General features: G+C 28.9%; 13 protein-coding genes. 1 reads left to right on the top strand and 12 read right to left on the bottom strand.

What is annotated here, in order from left to right; translation table 11 throughout:
• Window positions 1–10 precede the first annotated feature (10 nt).
• The 12 genes from Q0783_RS03370 to Q0783_RS03315 form a co-directional block, all read right to left on the bottom strand.
• Complete coding sequence (locus Q0783_RS03370; protein ID WP_298893315.1) at window positions 11–1105, bottom strand: alpha/beta hydrolase-fold protein; 1095 nt, start codon at window positions 1103–1105, stop codon at window positions 11–13.
• Window positions 1106–1110: 5 nt separating this feature from the next.
• Window positions 1111–2364: a TlpA disulfide reductase family protein gene (locus Q0783_RS03365; protein ID WP_298893312.1), complete on the bottom strand. Its 1254-nt coding sequence runs from the start codon at window positions 2362–2364 to the stop codon at window positions 1111–1113.
• Between the two features lie 18 nt (window positions 2365–2382).
• Window positions 2383–3390: a hypothetical protein gene (locus tag Q0783_RS03360; RefSeq protein ID WP_298893310.1), complete on the bottom strand. Its 1008-nt coding sequence runs from the start codon at window positions 3388–3390 to the stop codon at window positions 2383–2385.
• Entirely contained in the window at window positions 3356–4018 is a 663-nt protein-coding gene (locus tag Q0783_RS03355) for a hypothetical protein (protein WP_298893308.1), read from the bottom strand. Before Q0783_RS03355 ends, Q0783_RS03360 begins: the two co-directional genes overlap by 35 nt.
• Before the next feature lie 80 nt (window positions 4019–4098).
• Entirely contained in the window at window positions 4099–5430 is a 1332-nt protein-coding gene (locus Q0783_RS03350) for a serine hydrolase domain-containing protein (RefSeq protein ID WP_298893306.1), read from the bottom strand.
• Between the two features lie 75 nt (window positions 5431–5505).
• Window positions 5506–6684, bottom strand: a complete 1179-nt coding sequence (locus Q0783_RS03345) for a VCBS repeat-containing protein (RefSeq protein WP_298893304.1) — start codon at window positions 6682–6684, stop codon at window positions 5506–5508.
• Between the two features lie 8 nt (window positions 6685–6692).
• The gene (locus Q0783_RS03340; protein ID WP_298893302.1) at window positions 6693–7859 is read right to left on the bottom strand and encodes a TlpA disulfide reductase family protein; all 1167 of its coding nucleotides are present in this window, start codon (window positions 7857–7859) and stop codon (window positions 6693–6695) included.
• 13 nt (window positions 7860–7872) lie between these two features.
• Window positions 7873–8994 carry a hypothetical protein gene (locus tag Q0783_RS03335; protein ID WP_298893301.1) on the bottom strand — a complete coding sequence of 374 codons (1122 nt, stop codon included), beginning with the start codon at window positions 8992–8994 and terminating at the stop codon, window positions 7873–7875.
• Window positions 8995–9151: 157 nt separating this feature from the next.
• The gene (locus Q0783_RS03330) at window positions 9152–9895 is read right to left on the bottom strand and encodes a hypothetical protein (protein ID WP_298893300.1); all 744 of its coding nucleotides are present in this window, start codon (window positions 9893–9895) and stop codon (window positions 9152–9154) included.
• Window positions 9896–10011: 116 nt separating this feature from the next.
• A complete protein-coding gene (locus Q0783_RS03325) occupies window positions 10012–10923 on the bottom strand; it encodes an AraC family transcriptional regulator (protein WP_298893299.1) in 912 nt (303 codons plus the stop codon).
• A 411-nt stretch (window positions 10924–11334) separates the two neighbouring features.
• Entirely contained in the window at window positions 11335–11592 is a 258-nt protein-coding gene (locus tag Q0783_RS03320) for a hypothetical protein (RefSeq protein ID WP_298893298.1), read from the bottom strand.
• Between the two features lie 39 nt (window positions 11593–11631).
• Window positions 11632–12537, bottom strand: a complete 906-nt coding sequence (locus tag Q0783_RS03315) for an AraC family transcriptional regulator (RefSeq protein WP_298893297.1) — start codon at window positions 12535–12537, stop codon at window positions 11632–11634.
• A gap of 122 nt (window positions 12538–12659) precedes the next feature.
• On the opposite strand from Q0783_RS03315, the gene Q0783_RS03310 reads away from it, so the two are divergent.
• On the top strand, window positions 12660–13166 hold the full coding sequence (locus Q0783_RS03310; protein WP_298893296.1) for a hypothetical protein: 507 nt from the start codon (window positions 12660–12662) through the stop codon (window positions 13164–13166).
• Window positions 13167–13247 lie beyond the last annotated feature (81 nt).

Below are 13247 nucleotides of genomic sequence, written 5' to 3'. Positions count from 1 at the left end.
AAAGTGGTGATTATTGCTTAAAAATTTTAATCAAAGATTTAAGAAAAAAATCGCGCCACATTATATCATCATGAGCAGCGACGTATATTTGATAATGGGATGTTATACCTTCTTTGAGCAACAATTCATTTAATAATTTTGTTAGTTCAGAATAATCTTTTTCTAATGTGCCAGCGCATAAATGGTACTTCGATGTGGTATTTTTAAACTTTACTTCTATTAATGGTAGCCAACCAAACGATCCTAAAATAATGTGTTGATACATATTTGGGTAATTTATGCTTGCGTCCAAAGAAAAGGCTGCCCCGTTAGAACATCCAAAAATCATTCTATCAGTTTGTTGATTTGATACGTTAAATTTTGCTTCAATATGCTCAATAACTTCTTCATTAAAAAACTTCATGTGTTTCGAGTATAAAGTGCTATCTGTATCAGGTATATATTTATGAATGTCTTTTAGGTAGGCTAATGTTCTAAATTGCTTTATAGTGTTATCATTTGAGTGTACTCCAATTAAGACAATAGGAGGGATCTGTTTATTTATGATGAGCTGCTCTATATACGTCGCATAATTAGTAATCCAAGCACCATCTGTTAAATAAACTACTGGACAGTTTTTAGAGGTTTTATTGTAATTTGGTGGAAGGTATATACTAATACTGCGGTTTTCTTTTAACCATTTACTATGTATTGAATCATGAATTATATGACCTTTTAATGCACTTACTTTTTGATTTGTTAAATGCAAACTATCTCCTAAAAAGTGACTTTTGATACTTAAGAAATGGTTAGAATTTTTGTACGTTGAAAATTGATATTGTAATATCACTTCATTAACATTTGGTATATGTTTGGTGAGTTTCCATAACTTTTTTTCGCCATTATGAGATAGTTGATATAAGCGATCTCCTTTGATGTTAAAATGTACACTGTCTAATTTAATAGTTGACTTATAATTTACAAATAGTGTGTCGTTGTAAGTTTTTATGTTTTGAGCTTTTATTGTTACTGAAAAAAATAATACTGAAAAAACATATAACATCTTTAAAAAGTGAAAAGAGGTAGTATTATTCTTATTAGACATTAAATGATATTCTTTTAACATACTACTTAATTTATTTCATTAATATATTTTTCAATTTCTTCGGCCTCAATAGCTGTTAATACAACTTTCCCTCCACTAGAAATTAAAATATATGTAGGAAACATGTTTATTCTGAAAATATCATCAAAGTTTTCATCTGCAAGAGCAACTGGCCATTTTAGCTCATGATTCTTAATATACTCTTCTACCGATTTAAACGTGTCATGTTTAAAAACCCCTAAAACTTCAATATCGCCATTTTTATACATGTTTTTTACGATTGGCTCTTGAGAAACACAACCTCTGCACCATGTACCACCAACATCTATTAGTAAATATTTTTTTGTTTTTATTAAATCTTTTAAAGTCACTAAAGTGTCATCCAGCAGGGTAATTGATAAAGAAGTCAAGTCTTTAATCTTTTTAAAGTCATAACTTGGCTTTTTATGGGTTTGTGATAATGTAATTTTGTTTCCGTTGGATGTCACATTCTTTATGTGGTATTTTTTATCATATATTTTGAAGATTGCATTATGGCTTATAGGTTCTGCAAATCTTAATATTGATGTTAGTGTTTTATCTGTATCAATATGTCCCTCTAAAACGAGAACACGATCACCTAGTTTATTTGTTTGAAAAGAAAACATTCCATCAACAGAATTATCTACTAAAAGAATAGTTATTGGCTTTTTATCTAAAAAATGTTTTGAAATTCTAACTGAAAGACGTTTGTATGCTAACCAATATTTAGCAGGTAGTATGTTGCTTTTTGGGAATTTTTCCGCAAAATTTTGTTTAAGCTTACTTTCATATTGAGGGCTTATTTGACTTTTAGAAAGTTGATAGTGATAAATAGCTGAAATACTATTATTATTTGCTAATTCTAATGTTGAATTATTTTTGAAAATGATCGGAGTTCCATCATCTGTAAAATCTAAGTTTCCATTTCTATCTATAAAAATTGAAGGATTATCTGTAGTATAATTTTCGATTAAAGCCACCAACTCATTTTTAAATGAAGAAGAGCTTACTCCTGTAAAATAGAAAAAGCAATAGGACGTTTGTGATACATCTAAGTTTTTGGGAAGCTTTCTTATTTTTTCACTTTTCACTTTGTTATGGATAGAATCTGAATCTAATTTAAATAACGGGTTAAATCCAACAAGGTCAGATGACATACCAAATGGTGTCACATATAAATTTTTTAAATCAAAACTTATATCTTGCGCATTTGAGAATTGAATTAATATCAAGATAAAAAATAGTTGTATATTTTTCATTATTAAGTACGAAGTGAATTATGGGTTTTGAAGTTTTGTTAACCATCGTAGTGTATTTAAGAATAGGCCAGCATTATTGGCTTCGGGGTCATGAATGGTAACCGCTATTTTTTTGTCTTTAATAAGCAGGTTCATGCTTCTAAAAATTCCTTGATCTGTGCATATTACTACACGTCCATTTCCATATTCAAAACCAATCATTCCTGCATAGTTGTTTGAGTTTTCTTCGATATATTCCTTTTTACCTATTTCAGGAGTGTAATTAATCGTGTTTTCTGGAAAAGGCAAAATCACATCTTCGGGGTTTCTAAAAATTGCTGCGCCACAATAGAACCTAATATTATTTGGGATTGTTCTTTTCTCTAACGAGTTTTTAAAAATTGGGTGATCGAGGTTAAGCATTTTATTATTTTTGTTCATCATAAAATGACCGCATACCCCATCTTCACTTGTGTGATATTGTTCTTGAAACGCATAACCATCTCTAAGCTTAACTTGTAAGGCTTCTACAAGTGGTAATGCACCACTTCCTTCAGGGAAATGTGAAAGAAATAAGAGTAAACTTCCGCCATTAAATACAAACTTTCCAATATTACTTACTTCTTTAGTATTTAAGGGTGAAGTATACAATATCTCCTTTTTGGTTCCATTATCTAGGACCTCTTCGTCATTTGGCATACCATGGATTATAAGTAAATCAGTACTCTCATTGTTGAGATGTTTTTCTAATAGTTTCTCTCCAGAAAATTTGATGTTAAAACCGTCTGCTTTAATAATGCGAAGCATTTCTCTTGCAGTTTCCTTACCATAAGGTTTAGAATAAATGGTATTATGAATACTATCTATCATCACAGTCATATTATGGTTGTTTTCAACAGGTTTGAACTGATATCTATAATCTTCTTCTAACTCTGCTTCAACTGTAGGTTTTTGTGCAACAACGTTTAAACTTGTGAAGAAGATTAAGTATATATATTTTAACAATCTGATTTTAACAATCACTAAAGATATATTTTGTTTTTTCATAATGTTGTATAAGTTGTACTTGTAATTGACGTATTTGTTTCAAGTTTCGAAGGAGTCCTTCAAAGTCACCTTCTTGCATTAACTCTACGGCTCTATTAATTAACCTTGAAACACGATACTTTTGGCTGTATAAATCTTCTAAATTATAGAGGCAGTCATAGTTGATTTTTCCTAATGCATTTGTTGACTTTGCTGTTTCTAATGCAATAAATCTAAGGTTTGTTATTTCAAAATACATTGTTATTGCCCCATCAAATTTGTAGAGGTTACTGCCTATGATTTTTTTGGAATCATTTATTTTATAAAAACTTGGGTGATTTTTTTGAAACTCATTTAGTTGTTCTACTGAAGCTTCAAATGCAGTATTGAAATCACTTATTTTTTTAAAGTCACCAAGAGTTTTAATTAGTGTATCTAAATGTTGAATACTGTTCTCTATTTCGGCATAATTGTTATTTATTTCGATATATATTTTTGATAAAGCAATATCTTTTGTTGTATTTGTCTTTCTGCTTTCATTCCAATTATTAAACCATATTGCTAAGCTTATACCTACAAAAATCAGTATGACTTCTGATAGTAAGTATTTTGCATTTGTTCTAGAAATTATTCTTTTTAATCGACCCAATTTTTAGTGTTTTTGATTTTGTTTATGGCTGCAGAATATTTGATTATAATTTAATTCTTAATAAGAAACGATTAATGGTTTTATTTCACTTCTTTTTTAAATATTATATTTTTTGTTTTGGTTGTATTTAAGAACATTAATTTTTTATTTTCATCATAAGTGAATTGCATATCGTTTAGAATTATAGTGTTTCTATTAATTGGAGTGAATTGATATTTACTCTTTTCAAAGTAAACATTAACCAAAGTATTATTTTCGATTTCAATTTTACATCTGGTCTTTATTTCGTTTGAAAGCCAATTGCCATTTATTTTTTCGTTTACCGAGAAGTTACCCGAAGGAATGATATTTAATTTTGCCATATTTTTTTCTTTTGATACAGTTCTAGATAGATTCCAATTAGTTATACTACTTATGATACTGTAAGTAAGCTCTTCTACACTGTATTTTGGATTACTGTTTGTTAAAATGACTAAAGCAAAATCTTTATTGGGCACTACTGCGATATCATGGGTGTATCCACAAAATATTCCACCATGTTTGTAAATGGAATAATCATTAATAGTTTCTTTATAAAATCCATAACCATAATTGTTAGTAAGAGTGTCTAAAGGTTTTTTGACATTTACCATCTTGTATAAAAGGTTTTGTGTTGGAAATGAATTGGTTAGATAGTTTTTAGCCCAAATACACATGTCGTTTAAATTGGAAACTAAGCCTCCGTCTCCAGTGACATAGTCATTAGAGCTGAAAGGATGATAGAACATATTTTGAAAATAATAGCCTTTTGCAATTGAGTTGAAATCATAATCCTTATGAAGAAATGTGGTGTTCTTCATTTTCAATGGACCAAACAATCTTTTGTTGGCAATAATATGCAATGGTTTCCCTAGTACTTTTTCTATAATTCTGGCTAGTAAAAAATAGTTTGAATTGGAATAGCTGTAATCTGTTTTGGGAGCAAAGTTTAATGAACCTTGAGCATTAATAATTTCAAATACCTTTTCGGGAATTGGTAATTGGTTTTCAGGGTAGCCCATTAAAGCTAAAAGTTCTACATAGTCTTTAATTCCTGATACATGATGTATTAGATCTTCAATAGTTATATTATTATAAGCCTTATTTAGATTTGGAAGGTGATCAATAATATTGTCATCTAGGTTCAGTTTTTTTTCTTCAATGAGTGTTAAAACAATTGCTCCAACAAATTGTTTTGATACCGAGGCCATTCTAAATTTAGTAAGAGAATGTATCCTATGTTTTGAAGTTAAATCTGAAAGCCCTTCAAAATATTGTAATATGGTATCATGAGTTATTAGACCTACAGCATAACCTGGAGTCGTAGAGCTTATGTTATATGTTCTATTGAACTTTTTTAATTGAGACTCTATTTTAGTGTTAATTGTAGCCATTTTAGAATTTTGGCCTAAGGATATATTTATAAAGGTTAATAAAACTATTATGAATGCTTTTTTATGCCCCATTAATTACTTACTTAAGAATAATTTATCATTGATTCCAAAACATGCTAAATAGATATCTGGTTTGTTATCTTGATTGAAATCCGCGACCTCTATATCGACAATTAAACCATTGATGGGATACTTTATAAATTGTTCTGTATGTTCTTTAAAATTTCCTTTTCCATCATTGATGCCAATAGAGAAACCATTCATTTTACCTAGTAATAAATCTAAGTCACCATCGTTATCTAAATCAAAAAAATCGGCATCAACAGCAGCTATGGTGTTTTTAAAATGGAGCAGCTCTTTACTTTTATCGATATATTTTCCATTTTCATTGATTAACAATCGCTGTATGGGTTCTTTTTGAGTAAACATTTTTACATTCGCAAAATAGATGTCTAAATCACCATCATTATCTACATCGGCAAAGTCGGCTTCTCTAGTCTCTTCAGAAATACCAGAACTAAATGCTTGATAGGTAATATCTTTAAAATAGCCTTTCCCATCATTTATTAATAAACGATTGTCATCTTCATTGCCAACCAAAATATCAAGGTCGCCATCATTATCATAATCGCCTACTTCTAAATCTTGAGTTACATCAGATATAGCTGGAAGTCTTGTTTCAGTTTCATCAACCAAGGTTCCTTTTTCATTTTTTAGATAATAATTTTGTCCATTATTACCTATAATACAATCCTTCCAGCCATCATTATCAAAATCACTAACCATTAAAGCGTTTGAAATTCCTTTTACAGGAAATTTATCTGATGCATCAATGAACTTATTACTCTCGTTTTGTAAGTATAGTTCATTTATTTTATCATCTTCTGTTATGAATAATATATCAAGTTTGCCATTATTGTCTATATCTTTTATTGCGACATCCTCCGAATCGTGATAAGGATAATATTGATAAGGTTTAGTTGTTTGTTTTGCAATCTTGTCTGGTAACATATAGCTACCGTCAGAGAAGTGTCCTTTGCCATCATTTATAAAAATTAAATTTTTATAAAACTCTATAGCTACCACTATATCTAGATCTCCGTCATTATCAATATCTGCTACATTGGCATCCATTGAATTATATGGAAGTTTCGCGGCTTGTGGCAAATGGGTAAATGTAACTTCTTCAAGTTTTTGCGCATTTAAGGTTATAGATATTAGTAAAAGGACAACTATGTAGATTTTTGCTTTCAAATGAAATTTTATTTTAGTGCTACGTCTATAATTTTACTCCAATCATGTAATCCATTTTCATTATATTTTTTTTCTGCATAAATGATGTTTCCTTTTTTATTTAGAATATATAATGTAGGGTACACTTTTACTTTTATTTGTTCTGCAAGTTCTTCACCATAAGGTAAATGTAAATAAGTATAACCTTTAGACTTAAAATACTTTTCGGCTGCATTGGGTTTGTCGTTAACCGAAACACCTATGATTACAACATCCTTGTTTTTGTATTTATCATGTAATTTTTGAATATCTGGCATCGCTTTCTTACAAGGAGGGCACCAAGTCCCCCAAAAATCAATAACAACTATCTTTCCTTTAAACTCTGAAGATAATCTCAGATTGCTAGAAGCATCTTTTAGATACCATACTGGGAATTTTTCTCCAATGTTTAGCAGACCAGTATTTTCAATGGTTTCATTTGTGGTATAGTTTATCTTATCGTGTTTAACTAATTTAAATGCGTCATTAGGATGAGTTTGGTTAACTTGATTTACCTTTATTGAAAATTTTTGAAGTTTACTTTCATGAGCTACAGGATAGAATGTTTTAGAGTTAATCCACCATGTGTATTCATATATTTTATTTTCACCAGAAAGAGGAGAAGCAATTGATTTCTTTGCAAGAAGTTTATAACAGTTTTGACCATCTTTTTTTTCTATTGCTAGTAATGATACATCATCATGAACTATAAAACCTTTTTTAAGAAGTAATGGTCTTCTATAGATGAACAACGAACTGCCTAATAAATCGATAACAGATTCCATTGTTGGGTCGTCTATAATAGTTATTTCTCCATTCTGTTTTGGCTGCACAAACAACGTATTACCATCATAAGAAAAACTAAATGTTGAAGTTTTTGAAACCTTGTCCGTTAGTCGTATTATCGCTTTTTGTTTTGAGTAACCAAATCCATTGTTATTGTCAATATCTGTTCTTTCCTGTAAATTCTCACTTTTAGCTATATTACCATAATTGTCTTCTACGGTCATTGTATAGCTAATGGTCTTAATTTTATCAAAAATCTCAGTTACTTTTTTCACCACGTCTGTTCCATTTTTTAAATCTTGTGAATGACTTATGCTTGTTGTAAATAATACAAGAACAACTATGATTAAGTATGTAAATCGAAGTTTCATTTTTAATGATATTTTATTTTGCTTTTTGAGCATTGGCTTGAGCTTGCTTTGCCCAATCTGTCCAATCTGCATATTCAAAATGTTCTAAAACCTTTCCATCTTTGATTACCAAATTAGTTACCATAGGAACATTGAACTCAAAAACAGCATCAGAGTGCATCATTCCTTGGAAAAATTTTGCAGGAATTCTATAATAATAATTACCCCAAATTGCTACATATGGACCTGAATAAAATTCTTTTTCGAATGTATATTTAGCATCTTGTACACCATTGAATCCACTTTTTAAATCAGCTATAATTTTGTCTTTACCAATGCTTTTTTTAACATTTGGGTTTATTACAGCAGTTGAAGGATCGAACCAAAAAGATTCATCAGTGTAAAAGGTTTCTAGTTTTTCATAGTCTAAATCGTAAAATGCTTTTAGGTATGTTTTTGTAACATCTTTTATCGACATATGGTCTCCTTTGGTAAATAGAGATACTTCCAATTTTGGGTTTAATTCAATCTTACTAAATTCTAACTCATAAACTCCAGCACTAACCTTTTTTGGAAAATACATACCATCAATGATTTGATGTTCTTTGTAAACAAGTTTTTGTTTACTTTCTACATCTTCTGTTTGATTAATAAAATAGGTTTTTGAATCTAACCACACATGGGATGTCTTTCCTAAGACATCGGTAATTTCCAACTTAATTGATTTTTTTTCATTAACGACTTCATCTGTTAAGTATTTGATTTTAGCGCCATTGTTTTTATAATACCAAAGTTGATTATCAATGGTTGCACTTGTTGAATAAGCGTTTAGTTTTGCTTGGTCATAATCAACAGGATCATTGGCTCCAGCAAATTGATTAATCTCCCAGCCAGAGTTTCCATTAATAACTACAAGCATTTTTGTTTTATTTAATTCTATTTTTCGTCGCCATTTATCTGGCCGTTGTTTGATTATCTCTAAGTTTAATATTGTACCGTTTTGTATAAAAGTGCCTTCTATTTTCAAGCTGTTAACAGTACTTAGTTTTGTTTGATTAAGAGCTTTAAAGTGTTTTTTTAGTATGGAATTAACTTTAGCATCTTGAGCATTTATACTAAAACTGACAAATAGAAGAGCAATTAGGATTTTTTTCATTGTTTAAAATATTTAATGATTTGTAAATGGTTTTGTCCAAGTGGAATCTATCTGCCAAATCAAAAAAAAAGTTGTTGAAATGATGTGGTGATTATTGCTTAATAGTATAATTGAGACTAAAAGTGATTTGTATTGATTTTATGATGTGTTACAATTTTTAAAATAGTTTGATTTTATAACGTTTTACACCATCCCAAACCTCTACCATTTTTAAGACTTCCCTATTGTTCTTATCAATCCAGAATATAGCATGATTTTCTCTTTCATATTTAATTTTAAGTAACCAACAGTTAACTTTACCAGTACTTCCAATAGTTATGGTGTCTTCTCCAATTACCTCATAGTTGTAATACGTAGGACCATTAGTACTGCCTGGATGGTAAAAATTAATCCTAAAAACTGTGTTTTTTTTAAATGGTAAACATTGAAAAGTTTCTAAGTCTAATTCCCAGTTAAGTGTAGGTTCTTTTAGCTTTAAATAGAAATCCCTCTTAGAGTTTTGAATAATACTATCTGACCCTTTTATATGATTTGAAGTAAAATTGAAAGCATCTTTTTTAGTTATCCCTACTATTGCAGAATGATAAATAGGATAAAAATTTTCTTTTTTACAGATAGAATAAACAGTTCTAAATTTTCCAACTTTAGGTTTTTTCCAATGTTGCTCAATAATAATGGCGTCTTTATTATTGTGCGTTGAAAATTTAATTACTCTCTCCCAAATAGAAATGTTTACAACATCACCATCTTTGTTTTCTCTATAAACTAGATATTGTTTCTTTCCTTCTGTTAAATATGTAGTGTTTAGATTTTTCTCATTGATTGTTATAATATCATTTTGAGATGTAATCATTGACTGCCAGAAAAGTACAATGATTAGGGTTGTAGTTGTTGTTTTCATTGTTTCCCAATTTTCAGAAAAATGAAGAAACAATTGATGATTTATGTGGTCTTTATTGCTTAAAACTATTAGACTTAAAAAAGTAATGTTTTAATGTGTATTATAAATTTAGACTACTAAATTTTTATCTGTTTTTGGTAGATAGAGGGTAAAAGGCCATAGTACTTTTTAAAAACCTTAGAAAAAGCACGATAGTCTGTGAAACCGCACAAGTCAGAGGCCAAATTAATACAGTACCCTTTGCTTAACAACTCTTTAGCTTTTTTAACTCGAAGTTCTATTATCTTTTTATAGGGTGTTGTACCCATTATTTTTTGATAACACCTCAATGAATGATATTTAGATAGACAAGCCATTTGAGATAAATTTTCTAGAGTTATCTGTTCTGTATAATTATCATGAATGTAATGATTCATGGCATCAACACGTCTATAAATCTCTTCTCTAGTTGATAATTTTGAATGTGGTAATTGAGAGATCTTAGAATGAATATTAAGTTCATTCTCTATCAACAACTCTCCAAAATTTAAATAAAATGATTCTTCGTTATAAACATCACTAATTGTATTATGTAATAAAGTATACTTTATACTTTGCAATACATTACTAAATCTTGTATTTGTAATTCTATTTTTTTGGGTAAAGAAATCTAAACTATTTGAGCTGTTAATGAAAGGGTTATCAAGACATAGGTTTATTTTTTGACCAATTGAAACTGCTAGGTTATTTAAAAACTTATCTGTTAAACCAACACAAATTCCTACAACTGGAGTTTTACTCTTTACTAAAGCTTCTAATTCAACATATGGGTTAGTAATAAGATAGCTTTGATTATCAATTTGAATCTTTTTATTAATGGTGTAATAGGTTTCAATACCATTTATTGGTATTTTTACTGAATAACGTGACGAAGACAACTTACCTTCAAAAAGGTTAATTTTTGAATAAAAAATAATATTCTTAGGGAGCGTTTTATTCTTTCTTACAGTTTCTTGTCCTTTGAACTCATTTATTTGCAATGTTTTCATTTTGATAAGCAATAATTACCGTATTAATTCAACTAAATTATCTGAATTTAGATATAAATAAATAAAAGATTTGAACAGTAACAAAAAACGATTAAAATTTAACACATCTTTATAAAACAATTTGTGTTTTAAACAATTTTTTAAGTTAGAAGAATTAAATCGTCAAGCATAACTTACTCACGTATACAATGGGGCCAACTCGCAAATTTTATAAGCGCATTAAGAAAAGAAGTTGATTTACTTAATGTATTGTGTAAAAAAACAGAAGGGAAATGAGCTAAGCTATGGTTTATAGATTATGTTTCAAGCATAGAGATAAAAACCCACATAACCTTACTATAAATGTTAGAAGCACTCAAAAATATCGATGGATTTCTTTTGACAGTTTTTTAAATGTATTTCTTTAAAAAATCAAAAAGGAAATCCTGTTTTTAACATTAGTTCTATACACTCATTACATTTATTATGAATCGCATTGCAATCATTGGAATAATATAGTTCTAATTTATTTTTAATTTCACTGCTAATGCCTAAAAGGTAGCCAATAGGCATTTTTTTTAAGCAAACAGCAGATTGAGTTTTATCATTTTCCTTTTTTATGATTACAGGAAATTCTATGGCATCTCCAGATAATTCTATAACCTCTTTTTCTGTGACTCTTTTTATCATACTCAAAATTGAAGTATATCATAAAAAAATACGTGGTAATTATTGCTCAATGATTTGTCTGTATTGAGAAGGTGTTGTATGATAAACCTTTTTAAATAATTTTGAAAAAGCTCTATAATCTGCAAATCCGCAGGAATCCGAAATTTCGTTAATACTGTAACCCTTTAACAAAAGCTCCTCAGCTTTACTAAGTCTAAGATTTATGATTTTTTTATAAGGAGAAATACCTTCTATTTTTTGATAACATCTAACGGCATGATACTTAGATAAACAAGCGATTTTTGCTAATTCTTCTAAAGAAATATTATTGTTATAATTATCATGAATATATTGATTCATTAAATCGATTCTTCGATAGATTTCTTCTTGAGTAGAAAATTTGGATTGATTTAAATTATTAATTTTTGATCTAAGTTCTAGTTGATCATTGATAAGCATTTCGCCAAGATCTAAGAAAAAAAGTTCTTCATTATAATCCTGAGTTAAATGATTAGTCGTTAATTTTGATTTTAAGGTTCCAAGAAAACAAGAAAGAAGACTATTTTTAATAGCATAGTTGTGACTCACTAACATGAAATCTGATGAATCTTCTTTTAATTCTAAAGCGCTTTTAAAATCAGAATTCATATTTGTATATAGGTTTTTTAAGAAATCTTCAGTAAATCCGATACATATACCTTTTACAAGTTTATTTGAGTTAACTGAAACTTCAGTTTTAAGACCAGGATTTGTTAATAGATAATGTCCTTCTTTTACATGAAACTTTTTACCATTTATGACATAGTTTTCACTGCCTTCTAAAGGTAATTTTATTCCATAATGACCAGAATACAACTGTGTTTCAAAAGTATTTAATTCAGAATACACAATACTATTAGAAGACTTAATTTCTTTATCATTTCTAACCTTTTCTCCTTTATATGTATGTATTTTGAGTGTTTTCATAAATAAAAAAGCAATAATGACCACATAATTTATATGCAATACAATGATTTTAGCTATCTAATATTATTTAACGCTAAAAAGTACAATTCGTAACATATATTATAAAAACTTTAACATAGACCATGAAAAAAATTCTCATCACATTTTCATTAATTCTAACAAGTCAAATTAATTCATATTCTCAAACAACATATAATACTGAATCTATAGATGAGGTCATAAACGCCACATATGATATTCTCTCCGGTGAAGCGGGAGAACGTGATTGGGAAAGTTTCAAATCACTTTTTCATGAGTCTGCCAAGATGGGAGCCACTATTTTGGGGCAAGATGATAAAAGAACTTTTTATGGTTTTACAGTAGACCAATATATTTTAAATAATGATGCTTTTTTAAAGAAAAGCGATTTTTATGAAGAAGAAATTGGAAGAAGAGTAATGGGGTTTGGAGGTGTGGCAATGGCATATAGTGCTTTTCAATATAAGTTTTCAAAAGATGGTAAAATTGAAGCTAGAGGAATCAATTGCATTCAACTTATAAAAGAAAAAGGGCGCTGGTGGATTACCAGTTTACTTTGGGAAGATGAGTCTACAAATAATAAAATACCTGAGAGTTTAATACATAAATAGACTTTGACTACGGTTCGTTACATAAATTATGCACTTTAATACATTTCATAGAAAAGAAGTTTTTTTCATTAATAGTTTTGT

This window comes from uncultured Psychroserpens sp. (assembly GCF_947500255.1).
Classification (GTDB): Bacteria; Bacteroidota; Bacteroidia; order Flavobacteriales; family Flavobacteriaceae; genus Psychroserpens.
This window is presented reverse-complemented; position numbering and strand designations above follow the sequence as displayed.

Excerpts from the sequence above, each read along its gene's own strand:
- Q0783_RS03370 (WP_298893315.1), bottom strand. The coding sequence starts at position 1,105 with ATGTTAAAAGAATATCATTTAATGTCTAATAAGAATAATACTACCTCT.
- Q0783_RS03365 (WP_298893312.1), bottom strand. The coding sequence starts at position 2,364 with ATGAAAAATATACAACTATTTTTTATCTTGATATTAATTCAATTCTCA.
- Q0783_RS03360 (WP_298893310.1), bottom strand. The coding sequence starts at position 3,390 with ATGAAAAAACAAAATATATCTTTAGTGATTGTTAAAATCAGATTGTTA.
- Q0783_RS03350 (WP_298893306.1), bottom strand. The coding sequence starts at position 5,430 with ATGGCTACAATTAACACTAAAATAGAGTCTCAATTAAAAAAGTTCAAT.
- Q0783_RS03340 (WP_298893302.1), bottom strand. The coding sequence starts at position 7,859 with ATGAAACTTCGATTTACATACTTAATCATAGTTGTTCTTGTATTATTT.
- Q0783_RS03335 (WP_298893301.1), bottom strand. The coding sequence starts at position 8,994 with ATGAAAAAAATCCTAATTGCTCTTCTATTTGTCAGTTTTAGTATAAAT.
- Q0783_RS03330 (WP_298893300.1), bottom strand. The coding sequence starts at position 9,895 with ATGAAAACAACAACTACAACCCTAATCATTGTACTTTTCTGGCAGTCA.
- Q0783_RS03325 (WP_298893299.1), bottom strand. The coding sequence starts at position 10,923 with ATGAAAACATTGCAAATAAATGAGTTCAAAGGACAAGAAACTGTAAGA.
- Q0783_RS03320 (WP_298893298.1), bottom strand. The coding sequence starts at position 11,592 with ATGATAAAAAGAGTCACAGAAAAAGAGGTTATAGAATTATCTGGAGAT.
- Q0783_RS03315 (WP_298893297.1), bottom strand. The coding sequence starts at position 12,537 with ATGAAAACACTCAAAATACATACATATAAAGGAGAAAAGGTTAGAAAT.
- Q0783_RS03310 (WP_298893296.1), top strand. The coding sequence starts at position 12,660 with ATGAAAAAAATTCTCATCACATTTTCATTAATTCTAACAAGTCAAATT.